Here is a 15,928-nt window from a genome sequence, read left to right as displayed (position 1 = left end):
ATCCTTGTAGTAGGTCGACGATAGAGTCGATATAGCCGTTATGCATCCTGCAGGTTGACTACAGACCCTCTCCAGAGCCTTGGCTCAGTACAGCAGGGATTTGCCGGAACGCCAGTCCAAAAAAAACCGCCAGTGCCCATGGTTAAAGGGCTCCGGCGGTTTTTTGGTGGGGTGGGATGCGCCTTTGTGGCGAGGGAGCTTGCTCCCGCTGGGTCGCGAAGCGGCCCTAAAATCAGCCACACGGTTTTGTCAGGTAGAACAAGGTTGCTGGTTTCACGACTGCTTCGCAGCCGAGCGGGAGCAAGCTCCCTCGCCACAGAAAGCCCTGCTTCCACAAGATCGATTCAATCCCCTTCAATCGATACCCACAAACCCACCCGTCTGGTGTTGCCACAACCGTGCATACAAACCGCCGTGGGCCAGCAGTTCGGCGTGGCTGCCGGTTTCGGCGATCCGGCCTTTTTCCAGCACCACCAGACGATCCATGCGGGCAATGGTGGAGAGGCGGTGAGCGATGGCGATGACGGTCTTGCCTTGCATCAGGGTTTCCAGGCTTTCCTGAATGGCCGCTTCGACTTCCGAGTCCAGCGCCGAGGTGGCTTCGTCCATGATCAGGATTGGCGCGTCCTTGAGCAGCACCCGGGCAATGGCGATCCGTTGGCGCTGACCGCCGGACAGTTTCACCCCGCGTTCTCCGACATGGGCGTCGAAGCCGGTACGGCCCTGGGCATCGGAAAGCTGCGGGATGAACTCGTCGGCACGGGCCTTGCGCACCGCTTCCCAGAGTTGTTCATCAGTGGCGTCGGGGTTGCCATAGAGCAGGTTGTCACGGATTGAGCGGTGCAGCAGCGAGGTGTCCTGGGTGATCATGCCGATCCGCTCGCGCAGGCTTTCCTGGGCGACGTTGGCGATGTCCTGGCCATCGATCAGGATCCGTCCGCCTTGCAGGTTGTAAAGGCGTAACAGCAGGTTGACCAGGGTCGATTTGCCCGCGCCGGACGGGCCGATCAAACCGATTTTTTCTCCGGGTTTGATCGTCAGGTTGAGGTCGCTGATGATTCCGCTTTTCTTGCCATAGTGGAAGTCGACGTGCTCGAAACGCACTTCACCGCGCCCCACGTCGAGGCGCGGTGCCTGTTCGCGGTCGGTCACGCTGACCGGCTGGGCGATGGTCTGCAGACCGTCCTGGACCATGCCGATGTTTTCGAAGATGCCGTTGACCACCCACATGATCCAGCCGGACATGTTGACGATGCGGATCACCAGGCCGGTGGCCAGGGCGATGGCGCCGACCGAGATCAGCGACTGGGTCCATAACCACAAGGCCAGGCCTGTAGTGCTGACAATCAACAGGCCGTTCATGCCGGTAATAACCACATCCATGCTGGTGACGACGCGGCCGGCCAGCTGGGATTTTTCGGTTTGCTCTTCGATGGCCTCGCGGGCGTACTGTTGTTCGAAGTGGGTGTGGGCGAACAGTTTGAGCGTGGTGATATTGGTGTAGCCGTCGACGATCCGCCCCATCAGTTTCGAGCGGGCGTCGGAGGAGACCACCGAGCGTTCCTTGACCCGCGGCACGAAGTAGCACAGCGCACCGATGTAACAGGCGATCCAGGTCAGCAACGGGATCATCAGGCGCCAGTCGGCCTCGGCGAACAGCACCAGCGAACTGATGGCGTAGATCAGCACATGCCACAGCGCATCGACTGCCTGCACGGCAGAGTCGCGCAGAGAGTTGCCGGTCTGCATGATGCGCTGGGCGATGCGCCCGGCGAAATCGTTCTGAAAGAAGTTGAGGCTTTGTTTGAGCACGTAGCTGTGGTTCTGCCAGCGGATCATGCTGGTCATGCCCGGGCTGATGGTCTGGTGCACCAGCAGGTCATGCAGGCCGACGAAGACCGGACGCAGGACCAGCGCGACCACCGCCATCCAGATCAGCTCAGTGCCGTGAATCTTGAAGAAGTCGACATTCGGCGTGCCCTGGGCCAGGTCGATGATCCGGCTCAGGTAACTGAACAGCGCGACTTCGATCAGCGCACCGAACAGGCCGACGATGAGCAGGGCGGCAAAACTCGGCCAGACCTGCCGCAGGTAATAGATATAGAAGGGTAGAACCGTGTTCGGCGGAGCCGCCGTCGGAGCGTCGCGGAAGATATCGATCAGTTGTTCAAAGCGACGATAAAGCATGAGGTCTCACGCCCGCGTAGGGGCTCTCCTTTTCCGTAGGTGAGCGGGGCTCCAATAAAGAACCGCCGCTCAGGACTCCCTTCGCGTATCAGTCGATGCGCTTGGCCGATTTTATCAGCACGGGGTCGATTGGCACATTCTGCATGCCGCTTTTGGTGGTGGTCTGGGAATTGACGATGATGTCCACCACGTCCATGCCTTTGACCACTTTGGCGAACACCGCATAACCGGCGTCACGACCCGGGTCGAGGAAGGCGTTGTCGGCCACGTTGATGAAGAACTGGCTGGTGGCCGAATCCGGGTTCGAGGTGCGAGCCATCGACAGGGTGCCACGGACATTATGCAAACCGTTGCTGGCTTCGTTCTTGATCGGTGCCTGGGTGTCTTTTTGCTGCATCTGTGTGGTGAAACCGCCGCCCTGGGCCATGAAGCCCGGAATCACGCGATGGAAAATGGTGTTGTTGTAGAAGCCGCTGTCGACGTACTCAAGGAAGTTTTTGGTACTGATCGGAGCCTTGACCGGATCCAGTTCGATTTCGATCTGGCCATTGGTAGTGTCCAGCAAAACATGCGGCGCCTTGGCTGGCGTGGCGGCCATCAGGTTAGCGGCGAACAGAACGGAGCCGGCGACGAGGGCGATTTTTTTAAACATGGGTCAGTGTTCCTGATTTAGTGGTGTCGACTGCGGTAAGAAACTCAAGCAGGGTTTGGTTGAAGGCTTGCGGTTGGTCCAGCGGCGTAGCGTGGCGGGAATCGGCAATCACCACCAGTCGCGCATCGGGTAGCAGTTTTACATAGGCCTCTTTCAACGCGACCGGCGTGTAGTCACGGTCGGCGCTGACGATCAGGGTTGGACAGGTGACACGGGAAAGTCGTTCCTGCACACCCCAACCGATGATGGCATCGAAGCTGGCGAGATAAGCACGTTTGTCGTTTTTTGCCCAGCGCTCGGCGATCTTTTGCCGCAATTGGGCCTGTTCCGGTTTGGGGAACAGTATCCCGCCCAACGCTGTGCCGATGGCGCTCATGCTCGCGACGCGCATCAGGCTCCAGCGCTTGAGCCACTGCCAATACTCGTCGGGCGTGCGGACTTTGACCTGGGGCGCGCTGTTGACGATGCACAGGCTTTTGAGCAATTGCGGCTGATCCACCGCCAGTTGAAAGCCGATCATGCCGCCCATGGACAGCCCGACCACATGGGCCGGTCCCAGGTTCAGGTGCTCGATCAGCGCGATCAGGTCGGCGCTGAAACCGGCAATACTGTAGCGCTCGTTGGGCTTGTCGGAGCGGCCATGGCCACGCGCATCCGGAACGATCACCCGGTAACGGGCGGCCAGCTCAGGAACCTGATACTCCCAATCCAGAGAACTGGAGCCCAGCCCGTGGAGCAGCAGCACGGGTTCGCCGTGGCCATACTCTTCGTAATGCAGGGTGCAACCTTCATGTTCGAAATAGGCCATGGCAGAACTCCTGTTCAGATTTGCTGGGGTTTCAGGCTTGCTGTGGAGCGGCGAAAGGTGCATCCAGCGGCGCGGTGTCAAAGGTGCGCAGCAGTTCGATGAGAATCTGTGTGGCCGGGCCCAGTGGTTTGTCCTTGTTCGAATACAGATAGAACGTCGGGCGGCGACTGCCGCCCTGGTCCAACGGTAGCAGCTTGAGCAGGCCTTCCTTGATTTCCCGTTCGATCATGTGCCGTGGCAGCCAGGCGAAACCCAGCCCGTTGCCGACGAAGGTCGCGGCAGTGGCCAGGCTGCCGACGGTCCAGCGCTGTTCGGCGCCGAGCCAGCCAACGTCCCGCGGTTGCTGGCGACCAGAGTCGCGGATCACCACTTGCAGCTGGCTTTCCAGGTCCTGGAAACTCAACTCGCGGTTCAGCCGATGCAGCGGGTGTTCCGGGTGGGCCACGGCGACGAATTCCACCGCGCTCATTTCTGTGCCCAGATAACCGGAAATGTTGTAGCCGCTGATGGCAAGGTCAGCGACGCCTTCGAGCAGCACCTCTTCGACCCCGGACAGCACTTCTTCGCGCAAGCGCACCCGGCAGCCACGGCTTTGCGGCATGAATGCGGTCAGGGCACGTACCAGGCGGGCATTCGGGTAAGCGGCATCGACCACCAGCCGCACTTCCGCTTCCCAGCCTTGCTCCATGTGGTGCGCCAGGTCCTCGAGCTGGCTGGCCTGTTTGACCAGCTGCCGGGAGCGGCGCAGCAACACGCCGCCAGCTTCGGTCAGCACCGCTTTGCGGCCGTCGATGCGCAACAGCGGCACGCCGAGCTGATCCTGCATGCGCGCCACGGTATAGCTGACCGACGATTGTGAACGGTGCAGCGCTTCGGCTGCCTGGGCGAAGCCACCGTGGTCGACCACGGCCTGCAATGTTCGCCATTGATCAAGGGTAACGCGGGGCGCTTTCAAGATGAGCTCCTCTTGTCCTAAGCTGGCGGTCCTTATTGGAGACTGCCGAATGAGAAAAATCTGTTGTGTGTGGCTGGCGATGCTGCCGCTGACTGCGTTTGCCTATCCGATCGATGTGCAGAAAGACCTCAGCGGGATGAAGATCGACTACACCACCTACGCCACCGACTACGACCTGGGCGCCATAACCCTGAACAACTACGGCGACACCGCCGCTGAATGCTCGGTGATATTTCGCAACGGCCCGGAATCCCCCAAGACCCGCCGGGTGAGCCTGGACGCGGGCAAAAGCACCGATCTTTCGGCCAAGTTCAACCGCAAGATCATCAAGCTGTACATCACCGTCACCTGCAAACCCAAATAATGCAAAGTGGAGCAGGCCAGCCGGGCATGCTCCGCTTATAAACGAATTTATAGATGGGTTATAGCAGTTATTTACGCTTTTTCATCGATATGACACTGTTTAATCTCCACTCCATCGACCTACAGCATTCACCGATGGAGGCTACATCTCATGTCCCACGTTCTGATCATCGAAAGCAGTGCCCGTCAGCAAGATTCGGTTTCACGCCAGCTGACCCAAACCTTCATCAGCCAGTGGAAAACCGCACACCCGGCTGACCAGATCACCGTTCGTGACCTGGCAAGCAACCCGGTTCCACACCTGGATGCCAACCTGCTGGGCGGCTGGATGAAACCTGCCGAGCAGCGCAACGAGATCGAGCATGCTTCTCTGGCACGTTCCAACCAGTTGACCGATGAGCTGCTGGCCGCCGACGTGTTAGTGATGGCCGCGCCCATGTACAACTTCGCCATCCCGAGCACCCTGAAAGCCTGGCTGGACCACGTGCTGCGTGCCGGCGTGACCTTCAAGTACACCGAAACCGGTCCGCAAGGCCTGCTCACCGGCAAGCGTGCCTATGTACTCACCGCTCGCGGCGGCATCTACGCCGGCAGCACCGCCGATCACCAGGAACCCTACCTGCGTCAGGTCATGGCGTTCATCGGGATCCACGACGTTGAATTCATTCACGCCGAAGGCATGAACCTAGGCGGCGACTTCCACGAGAAAGGTCTGAACCAGGCCAACGCCAGGCTCGCTCAGGTCGCCTGAGGTTTAATCGTCAGATAATCGCCTGATGGTCTAGTAGCGCCATTGGCCCCCTTCAAGCCGGTTCGCGCATCGAACCTCCCTTTGCACTTGTAGCTCCTGAGTGCTCCTGCCCGATCGAACGCTTTAGCGAGATCGGGTTTTTTTTGCCTGCGATTTTCAGATGGGGCATGAACCTGTGGGAGCGAGCTTGCTCGCGAAGAGGGAGTGCCAGTCGACATAAATGTTGCATGACACACCGCATTCGCGAGCAAGCTCGCTCCCACAGGTTTGTTCGCGATGAAGGGAAAAACCCGCTATCGTCGCCGCCATTCGAAACGAGGCGCGTATGGGCTATCTACTTTTTGTCACGCTGATTCAGGCGTTTTCCTTCAGCTTGATCGGCGAATACCTGGCCGGGCATGTCGACAGCTACTTCGCGGTGCTGGTGCGTGTGCTGCTGGCCGGCCTGGTGTTCATTCCCTTGACCCGCTGGCGTCAGGTCGAGCCGGCCTTCATGCGCAGGATGCTGTTGATCGGTGCCTTGCAGTTCGGCGTGACCTACGTCTGCCTGTACCTGAGCTTTCGCGTACTGACGGTGCCGGAAGTGTTGCTGTTCACCATCCTCACGCCGTTGCATGTGACGCTGATCGAAGACGCACTGAACCGCCGCTTCAATCCGTGGGCCTTGATTGCCGCACTGGTGGCGGTGGCTGGGGCTGCGGTGATTCGCTACGACCGGATCAACCCGGATTTCTTCATGGGCTTTTTGCTGCTGCAACTGGCCAACTTCACCTACGCCGCCGGACAGGTGCTTTACAAACATCTGGTGGCCCGTTACCCGAGTGACCTGCCGCATTACCGGCGCTTTGGCTACTTCTATCTGGGCGCACTGGCGGTGGCGTTGCCGGCATTTCTGCTGTTCGGCAAAACCAACTTCCTGCCCGAAGCACCGGTGCAGTGGGGCGTACTGGTATTCCTCGGGCTGGTGTCGACGGCATTGGGTTTGTATTGGTGGAACAAGGGCGCGTGCCTGGTCGATGGCGGCACGCTGGCGGTGATGAACAACCTGCATGTGCCGGTGGGGTTGTTGATCAATTTGCTGATCTGGAATCAGCATGAAGAGCTGGGGCGGTTGTTTTTTGGTGGGTTGGTGATATTGGGCGCGGTGTGGATTAGTCGGTTGGGTGTGCGGCAGCCGGCAGTTGCACACTGATCCTGTGGGAGCCGAGCTTGCTCGCGATGCAGGCGGCGCGGTGCATCAGGCAAACCGCGTCATCGTTCATCGCGGGCAAGCCACGCTCCCACAGGGCTTGCGGTGTTCTTGTGGGAGCCGAGCTTGCTCGCGATACAGGCGGCGCGGTGTATCAGGTATACCGCGTCATCGTTCATCGCGGGCAAGCCACGCTCCCACAGGGCTTGCGGTGTTCTTGTGGGCGCCGAGCTTGCTCGCAATGCAGGCGGCGCGGTGCATCAGGCACACCGCGTTATCGTTCTTCGCGGGCAAGCCACGCTCCCACAGGGGATGTGTTGTTACATAGAACGTTTTTCGTTCTCAGGGATAAAACCCGCCCCCAACACCGCCGGCAATATCCCCGCGCGCAAATCATGACCACTCGGCTGCTGATACACACTCAAACCAAACTCCGGCAACACCGCCAGCAGGTAATCGAAGATATCGCCCTGAATCCGCTCGTAATCGGCCCAGGCGGTGGTGCGGGTGAAGCAGTAAATCTCCAACGGCACGCCTTGGGCGGTGGTCTGCAGCTGGCGGACCATGCAGGTCATGTTGGTTTGAATCTCGGGATGACTCTTCAGATAAGCCAGTGCGTACGCGCGGAAGGTCCCAAGGTTGGTCATGCGCCGACGATTGGCCGACATCGCCGCGACGTTGCCCTGGGCTTCGTTCCAGCTTTTGAGTTCAGCTTGTTTGCGGCCGATGTAGTCGGTCAGTAAACGGATCTGGGTCAGTTTCTGTTCTTCCTCATCATGCAGAAAACGCACGCCACTGGCGTCGATAAACAGGCTGCGCTTGATCCGCCGACCGCCAGACTGCTGCATGCCACGCCAGTTCTTGAACGACTCGGACATCAAACGCCAGGTCGGAATCGAGACGATGGTTTTATCGAAATTCTGCACTTTGACCGTGTGCAGAGTGATGTCCACCACATCGCCGTCGGCACCGACTTGCGGCATTTCGATCCAGTCGCCGACCCGCAGCATGTCGTTGCTGGTCAGCTGTACTCCGGCGACGAACGACAGCAAGGTGTCCTTGTAGACCAGCAGAATCACCGCCGACATCGCACCCAGGCCGGACAACAGCAACAGCGGCGAGCGGTCGATCAGCGTCGCAATGATGATGATCGCGCCGCAGACAAATAGAACCATCTTCGCCAGTTGCACGTAGCCCTTGATCGAGCGGGTGCGGGCGTATTCGGTGCGTGCGTAGATATCCAGCAAGGCACTGAGCAGGGCGCTCAGGGCCAGCACCAGGAACAGAATGCTGAACGCCAGCGCGACGTTGCCCAGAAACAGCAGGCTGGTCTTGCTCAGCTCCGGAATCAGGTGCAGGCCGAACTGGATCAGCAGTGACGGCGTCATCTGCGCCAGACGGTGAAAGACTTTGTTCTGCCGCAAATCATTGAGCCAATGCAGCGCCGGCTGCCGGCCGAGCAATTTGACTGCGTGCAGAATGAGGTAGCGTGCCACTCGTCCGAGGACCAGTGCGACCACCAATAGCAACACCAGCGCCAGGCTGGAATGCAGCAGCGGATGTTGATCGAGGGCACCCCAGAGGTCCTGGGCGTTGAGCCAGAGCTGTTTGATATCCATACGCTAAAACGATTCTTCTGTGGGCCGAGACGGGGCGATTAGAGCATTTAAGAGCACTAAAGTTACGATCAGGGACAAATCCCTTAACAAAAAAGTGCCTGATTGCTGCTCTTCGCGTAAAGAAACTCGGCCTCGGCGCTCGAAACCGTTACCCTATGCAGCTGTTTTTTTGTATTTCTTCGAGGTAGCACCCGTGTTTTCCCAATTCGCCCTGCACGAACGCCTGCTCAAAGCCGTGGCCGAGCTTAAATTTGTCGAGCCAACGCCAGTGCAAGCAGCGGCCATCCCGCTCGCGCTTCAAGGGCGTGACCTGCGGGTGACGGCTCAAACCGGTAGCGGCAAAACCGCGGCCTTCGTTCTGCCCATCCTTAACCGTTTGATCGGCCCGGCGAAGATCCGCGTCAGCATCAAAGCGGTGATCCTGTTGCCGACCCGCGAGCTGGCACAGCAGACCCTCAAGGAAGTCGAACGCTTCTCGCAGTTCACCTTCATCAAGTCCGGCCTGATCACCGGCGGTGAAGACTTCAAGGTCCAGGCCGCCATGTTGCGCAAAGTGCCGGACATCCTGATCGGTACTCCGGGCCGTTTGCTGGAGCAACTGAACGCCGGCAACCTCGATCTGAAAGAAGTCGAAGTGCTGGTACTCGACGAAGCCGACCGCATGCTCGACATGGGCTTTGCCGAAGACGTGCAACGCCTGGTCGATGAGTGCGCGAGCCGTCAGCAGACCATGCTGTTCTCCGCCACCACCGGCGGTTCGGGCCTGCGCGAGATGATCGGCAAGGTGCTGGTCAACCCTGAGCACTTGCAGCTCAACAGCGTCAGCCAGCTGAACGCGACGACCCGTCAGCAAATCATCACCGCTGACCACAACCAGCACAAAGAACAGATCGTCAATTGGCTGCTGGCCAACGAGACCTATCAAAAGGCGATCATCTTCACCAACACCCGCGCCATGGCCGACCGCATCTACGGCCGCCTGGTGGCCCTGGAATACAAAGCCTTCGTCTTGCACGGCGACAAGGACCAGAAAGACCGCAAACTGGCGATCGATCGTCTGAAGCAGGGCGGCGTGAAAATTCTCGTGGCCACCGACGTTGCCGCGCGCGGCCTGGACGTCGACGGTCTGGACATGGTGATCAACTTTGACATGCCGCGCAGCGGCGACGAATACGTTCACCGTATCGGCCGTACCGGTCGCGCCGGCAATGATGGCCTGGCCATCTCGCTGATCTGCCACGGCGACTGGAACCTGATGTCGAGCATCGAGCGCTACTTGAAGCAGACCTTCGAGCGCCGCACGATCAAGGAAGTCAAAGGCACCTACGGCGGACCGAAAAAGGTCAAGGCTTCCGGTAAAGCCGTTGGCGTGAAGAAGAAAAAGACCGACGCCAAAGGCGACAAGAAGAAAACCGGCGCCAAGGCACCGACCAAGCGCAAGATCGCCAACCGGCCGAAGACCGACGCCCTGTCGCTGGTCAGCAAGGACGGCATGGCGCCACTCAAGCGCCGCAAGCCAGAAGCACCGGCGGCTGAGTAACGCGCCGTAGCGACACAACAAGAAGCCCGGACATTGTCCGGGCTTTTTTTCAGGTTCTATGTCCGTGTCTTGCCGACAGATATCGTGTCCGACATCAGAAGTATTCCTTCGCGTTAGTTGCTGCAAAAAGGGCTGACAAAAAAAAACGGGCGACCCCGAGGTCGCCCGTTTTTCGTTAACGATTTCGATCAGACGACAATTATCCTGACACCGAAGGCTCTTCCTTGCTCCCAGCGCTTGCAGTACTGGCGACAGCAAGCGCCACGGCACACGCCAGCAACGAGAACACAGTGAAAGCACCCATCAGATGGAGATAAGGCAACACATGATTCCACGCTCGAGCCACGCCCAGGAACGCGGCGAACAGCCAGCCGCTCATGGAGAGCGCGCCCAGGAGGGCAAGGCGGTTGCGGGCGGAACTGGGTAACAGGACGAAGGGCGCTTTTTGCAGCAGGGGGAAACCGATTCGATGCAACAACGCGCCGTTCAGGCTAAGTAGCGCGACAACGGTAACCTTGGCCCAGAGCTTCTGATTGAGCAGATACGCGATGCCGTCATCGAGGTAACCCTGGAGCACCAACAACAGGCCACTTGCCCAAAGGGCCAGCAGCGCAAGGGTGGCGATTTTCTGGGTTTCCTCAAGATACTCACGTTGTAATTTATCCAGCGCTTCCTTGCGCCAACTCCAAAGCTTGTGATCGGCCTGTAAAACCCGGCCCAGGGCAATACAAGTGGCGAGCAGATGACCGTAGACGAGTAGCATTTTAAGCATTTGCCTTGACCTTATTTTTATTTGGAAATGCACTCCCTGCGCCCTTAAATTGAAACGAAATGATACATATTCATATTTGCGTCGGCAAGGCTTTTAGCCTGACTTTGTATCCGAAAAGCGTATGTTCAGATCAATGTCAGACCTGTTGGTCATTTTATGGCGTGTTTTGTGTCTATGGTCCTGTCTCGGGGGCATTCCCACGCAGGAGCGTGGGAATGATCGATCTTCGGCAGTTCCTACAGGATGGTGGCGCTGTTTAGAGCGCTTTCACCGGTATACAGATTTCGCATTCCAGCTCTCCGGTCTGGACATCGTATTTCGCGTCTACCGGATACCGTTCAAAGCAGGGTCGCGCATCGAACTGCATGCCGCTTTTGGGCAGCCAGTCAGAAGAGGCCCGAACAGTCGACATAAGTCGCCATGAAGCGCGCCTGAAAACTTGATAAGTCCCAAAAAGGGACCTATCGTTCCCTTTTTGGGACTTATTGGTTGTGGCCGTGCAAAGCCTGTCTCTTAGTGACGCATTGTTTACCTCAACACAGCAAAAAGTGTTGGGTTTGCTCTTTGGCAAACCCGACCAAAGCTTTTATGCCAATCAGATCGCTCGTTGGGCTCAGGTTGGCAAAGGCAGCCTGATGCGCGAGTTGGAGCGGCTGCAGTTGGCAGGAGTGCTGAACATGACACGCCAGGGCAACCAGACCCACTATCAAGTCAATCCCGATTGTCCGATCTATCAGGAACTGCTCGGCATTACCCGTAAGACCTTTGGTATCGCCGAGCCTCTGCGCATCGCGTTGGCGCCATTTGCAACTCAACTGACATGGGCATTTATCTACGGTTCCATCGCCAAAGGTCAGGCGCACGCATCCAGTGACATAGATCTGATGCTGATCGGTGTGGGGCTGCACTACAGTGAAGTGATGGAACGACTGATGCCAACGGAAGAGCAATTAGGTCGCACCCTCAACCCGACGCTCTATACCCCTGAAGATTGGGCAAGCAAACTGTCGGCCGGTAACAGTTTCGTTCAGCGGGTAGCGCAACAGGAGAAGATCAACCTGATGGGTGAGAACCCTTTGGAGTCCAAGGATGGGCAGCAACGACAACCTGGAGAACCTGTGGCGAGGGGGCTTGCCCCCGCTGGGGCGCGTAGCGGCCCCAAAGTCTGAAAGCACATTTCGTCAGGCACACCGCATTCGAAGGTCTACAACTGCTGCGCCCGAGCGCGGACCGGTCGGCGGGGGCAAGCCCCTCTCCATAGGTTCTGCGTTCAGCATCCGCAAGGGATAACTGCCAAGACTGTTCCTGGCCCATGTACAACAGGCGATGACCAGGCTTTGACGATTGAACAGGGATTGGTGCTTACCCATTGATCATGTGCATAAAGCTTGTTCACGGGTGATCTCAGGATCGCCTTCATCGCGGGCAAGGCTCCCACAGGGGATTGCGTCATCCTTGTGGGAGCGTGGCTTGCCCGCGATGGCGATTGAGCTGACAGCGCGGGACCCTTCGGCCTCACTCGGAACAGCAGTTCGACTCCCCCATTGCCGGTTCGTCTTCATAACGATCATGATAACGGACCCATTCCATGATCTCGTCTTCGTTGCGTCCTTTGGGGGTCAGGTCGAGGTAGTTGTAGGCACCGACCAGCAAATCCAGGCCCCGCGCATAGGTGGAGTAAGTGTGGAAGATCTCGCCGGCGTCATTGCGATAGAACACGCTGAGGCCAGGCTGTTCGCCGGCGCTGGTGCTTTTTTCGTAGTTGTAGACGGCGGTGCCGGCGGCGAGTTCTTCGTCGCTGATGGTCACGTTGAAGTCTGCATTGAAGTCACTGCCGGCCGAAGACACCCAATTGAATTTCCAGCCCATGCGCTTTTTGAAAGGCAGGAATTCGGCCAGTGGCGCGTGGGAAACCACCACCAGTGCCACGTCATGGTGGGCCAGATGCTGGTTGGCGCCGTCGATGTGATCGGACACGAACGAGCAGCCCGTGCAGCCTTCTTTCCAGCCGACGTCAAACATGAAGTGATAGACGATCAGTTGGCTGCGGCCACCGAACAGGTCTGCCAGGCTTTGCCGTCCGTCGGGGCCTTCGAAGTTGTAGGACTTGTCGATTTTCACCCAAGGCAATGCGCGGCGTTCGGCGCTGAGTTTGTCCCGTTCCCGGGTGAAGGCTTTTTCGTGAAGCAAATGTTCTTTACGTGCCGCGAGCCATTGTTCGCGGGGCACCACCTTGTGCTGTTGCGGTTGCCAGGTGTTCATGATTTTTCCTCCTGCGAAGGTTGCAGCGCTTTGCCGGCGACTGCCTACACAGCCTAGTCGTTTGGCCGAGGCTGAAATCGACAAGGCGCCCGGCGGTTTTTGAGGTTGCGGCTTACGCTGAACCCTGTGGGAGCGGGCTTGCCCGCGAAAAAATCCTACAACCACCGCTTAATCACCCCTGCTGCGGCGCCTTCAAACACTTCAACGTGGTGAGGTCACTGCGCACCTCATCGATTTTCTTCACTAAACGCTGGCGTTGAGCCGGCGTGCTTTGGGCCATCAGGTCCACCAGCAGGTTGCGGGTGGCTTGGTCGGACAGGTTGTAGACCTGACGATAGGCCGGGGTCCATAAGCTTTCGCGATTGACCAGCAGCTGCTTGATACGTTGCGGGAAGTCGCTGCTCTGGCGCTGTTCCATGGCGGCACTGAATTGCGTCTGCCACAGGGCGCGGTTGGCGTTTCGCTGCTGGTTCTGATCGCCTAACGAAGTCGACCAGACAACGACCCGCTGTTGCTGGCTGGCGCTGAGCTGGCCTAACCAGGCACTCAGACGTTTACTCATCCGCTCGCTGCGTTGTTGTATCTGCTGCTCCAAAGACGATTTCAGGTAGCTGGCCTGGCGTTTGCGCTGGTCTTTGGCGAACGCCTCGTTGATTTTTTTGACTTGTTGATCATCAAGGCCCTGAAGCAACTCGATGGCCGATGGGGTGACTTCCCGAGCGCTTTGCGCGATGGCCTGCCTGGCTTCCAGGGCTCTGGCCTGCAGGGCGGCGTCGCTGACCTGATGGGTCTCGATCATCTGTTGCAAGCGATCCAGCCAGTCGAGGTAGTCGGGTAGTTGCGTGGTGCAATGCCAGCTGAGGTGTTCCTTGAGCCGCTCGTTGAACCAGCTTTTTTGCGCGCTGTTCATGGCCAGGTAGTCGTTGAACGTCCAGGGGATGATCACGTCGAGGTTGCGGTAGGCCACGCCCACGCGATTGCAGCCGGACAGCGCGAGGCTCAGCATCAGCAGTAAAGAGAAGTGCTTCAACCGGTGCGACATAGGCGAGTCCTTGCGAATGCGAGGTTCTGCATCTGAACCCGGAATGAGCCCGGCAGTTCAGCCATTCAATGGAACGAGTGTTCGGCCTTGAATGTGAGCAGGCTGTCGCATTGGGCGTTGTGCCCGGAACAGGCTGAACAATCGCCACCGCTGAGGTTTGAATCACTGTAGATCAGGTTCAGGTCGATGCCCATCCACGGCCGCGAGAATTTCACCGACCAGTCATCGAAGCGGCGCACATAACCACCGTGCGCGACGGACATTGGCGAGCCGGGTTCGTCTATTTTGCAGGATTGATCCAGCTGGTGGGGGTGTTGCGGGAGGGTTCCAGTCCTAGCGCTTCAAGGCTCAAAGCGCATAGGGACCAGGGGGTGACGCAGGGGTATTACTTTTTGCCAAGGGTGATTTGCTTGGACGGGCCGAACGTCTGGCCGCTGACGCCTTTGGCAATTTGCTGAATCTCGCCGCCGGACTTCAGGAACGCAGCAATCTGGCTGTTGATCGATTCGCTGGTTTCAACGGCTGGAGCTGGCTTTGCTTTGCTGTTGGATGCTTTTACACGCATGGCGGCCATTAACCTGTAGAAAATTAACTTGGCCAGGCATCGTACAGGAAATACTTGACAATTGCTTGGTAAATATCCCCCTGAAATAATCGGGCCCACAGGTCGAACAAACATAAGTCGATCTTTGGGATAAACGTCTAAGCCACTGTTTTAACTAAAAACCCTGGTGGCAATTAGCAGTGCCTGGCCACGCCTGGACAGGACAAAACCAGCTGATCGGTCTGACGAGCGGGCCAAAAAGGTTCCCCAGGCCAGAAAAATCAGGCTGCCCAGAGGTTTTTCATCGGCCGCCCGGCTGCTCGCAGAACTGTACCGGCAAACTCGGGTAGAATGCCGCCACGCAATGAGGGTATTGGAAATGGCTTTAGTCGGGCGCTACAACAGCTTGCAAGTGGTTAAACACACTAACTTTGGTTTGTATCTGGACGGTGGGGCGGACGGCGAAATCCTGTTGCCCAATCGTTATATTCCCAAAGATATTCCCAGTGAAGATGAAGACTGGCTCAACGTTTTTATTTATCTGGACAGCGATGACAAACTCATCGCAACTACTGAAAAGCCGAAAGTTCAGGTCGGCGATTTTGCCAGTCTGAAAGTCGTTGAAGTGAACAGCATCGGGGTTTTCCTTGATTGGGGTCTGCCTAAAGACCTGTTGCTGCCGTACTCCGAAGAAAAACGCCAGATGACCGCCGGTGAGTATTGCGTGGTGCATGTCTACCTCGACAAGCACACCCGCCGCATCACCGCCACCGCCCGCCTGGACCGTTACCTGGACAAAACCCCGGCTAACTATCAGGTTGGCCAGGAAGTTGATTTGCTGGTGGCCGAAGCGACCGACATGGGCTTCAAGGCGATCATCAACAACAAACACTGGGGCTTGATCCACAAGAACGAAGTGTTCAAGTTCATGCGCGCCGGCAAGGAAGAAAAAGGCTTTATCAAAGAGATTCGTGCCGACGGCAAGATCAGCCTGAGCCTGCAACCGGTCGGCGAAGAAGCGTCCAGCAGCCTGAACTCGAAGATCCTCGCCAGGTTGCGCGAAAACAACGGTACCTTGCCGGTCAGCGACAAGAGCGACCCGGCGGTGATCAGCGGCTTGTTCGGCGTCAGCAAGGGCAACTTCAAAAAGGCCATTGGTGCGCTCTACAAGAACGGGCAGATCGTGATTCATGCTGATCGTATCGAGTTGAGCTGAATGTTTTGTCTGTCCTCGAGGTCTTGCA

The 15,928-nt window shown here is 57.9% G+C and carries 15 protein-coding genes and 2 pseudogenes; 6 read left to right on the top strand and 11 right to left on the bottom strand.

From position 1 onward, the window contains the following. Window positions 1-354 precede the first annotated feature (354 nt). The 4 genes from AC3I0A_RS19660 to AC3I0A_RS19645 all read right to left on the bottom strand — a co-directional run bounded on the left by AC3I0A_RS19660 (window position 355) and on the right by AC3I0A_RS19645 (window position 4,602). Entirely contained in the window at window positions 355-2,187 is a 1,833-nt protein-coding gene (locus AC3I0A_RS19660) for an ABC transporter ATP-binding protein (RefSeq protein ID WP_489373981.1), read from the bottom strand. 88 nt (window positions 2,188-2,275) lie between these two features. Further along, window positions 2,276-2,839, bottom strand: a complete 564-nt coding sequence (locus AC3I0A_RS19655) for a peptidylprolyl isomerase (protein ID WP_489373979.1) — start codon at window positions 2,837-2,839, stop codon at window positions 2,276-2,278. After that, window positions 2,832-3,647, bottom strand: a complete 816-nt coding sequence (locus AC3I0A_RS19650; protein WP_489373977.1) for an alpha/beta fold hydrolase — start codon at window positions 3,645-3,647, stop codon at window positions 2,832-2,834. Before AC3I0A_RS19650 ends, AC3I0A_RS19655 begins: the two co-directional genes overlap by 8 nt. A 31-nt stretch (window positions 3,648-3,678) precedes the next feature. Next, the gene (locus AC3I0A_RS19645) at window positions 3,679-4,602 is read right to left on the bottom strand and encodes a PA3225 family LysR-type transcriptional regulator (RefSeq protein WP_489373976.1); all 924 of its coding nucleotides are present in this window, start codon (window positions 4,600-4,602) and stop codon (window positions 3,679-3,681) included. Window positions 4,603-4,651: 49 nt separating this feature from the next. Between AC3I0A_RS19645 and AC3I0A_RS19640 the strand changes: the two genes are divergently transcribed. The 3 genes from AC3I0A_RS19640 to AC3I0A_RS19630 all read left to right on the top strand — a co-directional run bounded on the left by AC3I0A_RS19640 (window position 4,652) and on the right by AC3I0A_RS19630 (window position 6,908). After that, window positions 4,652-4,966 (top strand): 3-phosphoglycerate kinase, encoded by a 315-nt coding sequence (locus tag AC3I0A_RS19640; protein ID WP_489373974.1) that lies wholly within the window; start codon window positions 4,652-4,654, stop codon window positions 4,964-4,966. Window positions 4,967-5,116: 150 nt separating this feature from the next. Next, window positions 5,117-5,716, top strand: a complete 600-nt coding sequence (locus AC3I0A_RS19635) for an FMN-dependent NADH-azoreductase (RefSeq protein WP_489373973.1) — start codon at window positions 5,117-5,119, stop codon at window positions 5,714-5,716. A 325-nt stretch (window positions 5,717-6,041) separates the two neighbouring features. Beyond that, on the top strand, window positions 6,042-6,908 hold the full coding sequence (locus AC3I0A_RS19630) for a carboxylate/amino acid/amine transporter (RefSeq protein WP_489373971.1): 867 nt from the start codon (window positions 6,042-6,044) through the stop codon (window positions 6,906-6,908). A gap of 317 nt (window positions 6,909-7,225) precedes the next feature. Here AC3I0A_RS19630 and AC3I0A_RS19625 read toward each other — a convergent pair whose 3' ends face one another. Further along, window positions 7,226-8,524 (bottom strand): mechanosensitive ion channel family protein, encoded by a 1,299-nt coding sequence (locus tag AC3I0A_RS19625; RefSeq protein WP_489373970.1) that lies wholly within the window; start codon window positions 8,522-8,524, stop codon window positions 7,226-7,228. A gap of 193 nt (window positions 8,525-8,717) precedes the next feature. Here AC3I0A_RS19625 and AC3I0A_RS19620 point away from each other — a divergent pair, with 193 nt between their 5' ends. Beyond that, window positions 8,718-10,064 carry a DEAD/DEAH box helicase gene (locus AC3I0A_RS19620; protein WP_419114966.1) on the top strand — a complete coding sequence of 449 codons (1,347 nt, stop codon included), beginning with the start codon at window positions 8,718-8,720 and terminating at the stop codon, window positions 10,062-10,064. A gap of 199 nt (window positions 10,065-10,263) precedes the next feature. Here the strand turns inward: AC3I0A_RS19620 and AC3I0A_RS19615 are convergent, their stop codons facing one another. Both AC3I0A_RS19615 and AC3I0A_RS19610 read right to left on the bottom strand, forming a co-directional pair. Further along, window positions 10,264-10,836 carry a hypothetical protein gene (locus tag AC3I0A_RS19615; RefSeq protein WP_489373968.1) on the bottom strand — a complete coding sequence of 191 codons (573 nt, stop codon included), beginning with the start codon at window positions 10,834-10,836 and terminating at the stop codon, window positions 10,264-10,266. A 256-nt stretch (window positions 10,837-11,092) separates the two neighbouring features. After that, window positions 11,093-11,224: pseudogene (locus AC3I0A_RS19610) on the bottom strand (GyrI-like domain-containing protein); the annotation flags it as partial. A 109-nt stretch (window positions 11,225-11,333) separates the two neighbouring features. On the opposite strand from AC3I0A_RS19610, the gene AC3I0A_RS19605 reads away from it, so the two are divergent. Beyond that, window positions 11,334-12,005: a nucleotidyltransferase domain-containing protein gene (locus AC3I0A_RS19605; RefSeq protein ID WP_489378554.1), complete on the top strand. Its 672-nt coding sequence runs from the start codon at window positions 11,334-11,336 to the stop codon at window positions 12,003-12,005. A gap of 346 nt (window positions 12,006-12,351) precedes the next feature. Here AC3I0A_RS19605 and AC3I0A_RS19600 read toward each other — a convergent pair whose 3' ends face one another. The 4 genes and pseudogenes from AC3I0A_RS19600 to AC3I0A_RS19585 all read right to left on the bottom strand — a co-directional run bounded on the left by AC3I0A_RS19600 (window position 12,352) and on the right by AC3I0A_RS19585 (window position 14,714). Beyond that, window positions 12,352-13,098: a DUF899 domain-containing protein gene (locus tag AC3I0A_RS19600; RefSeq protein WP_489373966.1), complete on the bottom strand. Its 747-nt coding sequence runs from the start codon at window positions 13,096-13,098 to the stop codon at window positions 12,352-12,354. 172 nt (window positions 13,099-13,270) lie between these two features. Further along, entirely contained in the window at window positions 13,271-14,140 is an 870-nt protein-coding gene (locus AC3I0A_RS19595; protein ID WP_489373964.1) for a DUF6279 family lipoprotein, read from the bottom strand. Between the two features lie 65 nt (window positions 14,141-14,205). Further along, a pseudogene (locus tag AC3I0A_RS19590) lies at window positions 14,206-14,412 on the bottom strand (TorF family putative porin); the annotation flags it as partial. A 113-nt stretch (window positions 14,413-14,525) separates the two neighbouring features. Beyond that, window positions 14,526-14,714, bottom strand: a complete 189-nt coding sequence (locus AC3I0A_RS19585) for a hypothetical protein (RefSeq protein ID WP_172668627.1) — start codon at window positions 14,712-14,714, stop codon at window positions 14,526-14,528. Window positions 14,715-15,063: 349 nt separating this feature from the next. Here AC3I0A_RS19585 and AC3I0A_RS19580 point away from each other — a divergent pair, with 349 nt between their 5' ends. Next, window positions 15,064-15,900 (top strand): CvfB family protein, encoded by an 837-nt coding sequence (locus AC3I0A_RS19580; RefSeq protein ID WP_489373962.1) that lies wholly within the window; start codon window positions 15,064-15,066, stop codon window positions 15,898-15,900. Window positions 15,901-15,928: the final 28 nt, after the last annotated feature.

The organism is Pseudomonas sp. KH_024_B2 (assembly GCF_057839965.1).
This window is presented reverse-complemented; position numbering and strand designations above follow the sequence as displayed.

Coding starts and splice junctions, on each gene's coding strand:
- AC3I0A_RS19640 (WP_489373974.1), top strand. CDS start 4,652: ATGAGAAAAATCTGTTGTGTGTGGCTGGCGATGCTGCCGCTGACTGCG.
- AC3I0A_RS19600 (WP_489373966.1), bottom strand. CDS start 13,098: ATGAACACCTGGCAACCGCAACAGCACAAGGTGGTGCCCCGCGAACAA.
- AC3I0A_RS19635 (WP_489373973.1), top strand. CDS start 5,117: ATGTCCCACGTTCTGATCATCGAAAGCAGTGCCCGTCAGCAAGATTCG.
- AC3I0A_RS19585 (WP_172668627.1), bottom strand. CDS start 14,714: ATGGCCGCCATGCGTGTAAAAGCATCCAACAGCAAAGCAAAGCCAGCT.
- AC3I0A_RS19615 (WP_489373968.1), bottom strand. CDS start 10,836: ATGCTTAAAATGCTACTCGTCTACGGTCATCTGCTCGCCACTTGTATT.
- AC3I0A_RS19630 (WP_489373971.1), top strand. CDS start 6,042: ATGGGCTATCTACTTTTTGTCACGCTGATTCAGGCGTTTTCCTTCAGC.
- AC3I0A_RS19595 (WP_489373964.1), bottom strand. CDS start 14,140: ATGTCGCACCGGTTGAAGCACTTCTCTTTACTGCTGATGCTGAGCCTC.
- AC3I0A_RS19655 (WP_489373979.1), bottom strand. CDS start 2,839: ATGTTTAAAAAAATCGCCCTCGTCGCCGGCTCCGTTCTGTTCGCCGCT.
- AC3I0A_RS19650 (WP_489373977.1), bottom strand. CDS start 3,647: ATGGCCTATTTCGAACATGAAGGTTGCACCCTGCATTACGAAGAGTAT.
- AC3I0A_RS19660 (WP_489373981.1), bottom strand. CDS start 2,187: ATGCTTTATCGTCGCTTTGAACAACTGATCGATATCTTCCGCGACGCT.
- AC3I0A_RS19580 (WP_489373962.1), top strand. CDS start 15,064: ATGGCTTTAGTCGGGCGCTACAACAGCTTGCAAGTGGTTAAACACACT.
- AC3I0A_RS19625 (WP_489373970.1), bottom strand. CDS start 8,524: ATGGATATCAAACAGCTCTGGCTCAACGCCCAGGACCTCTGGGGTGCC.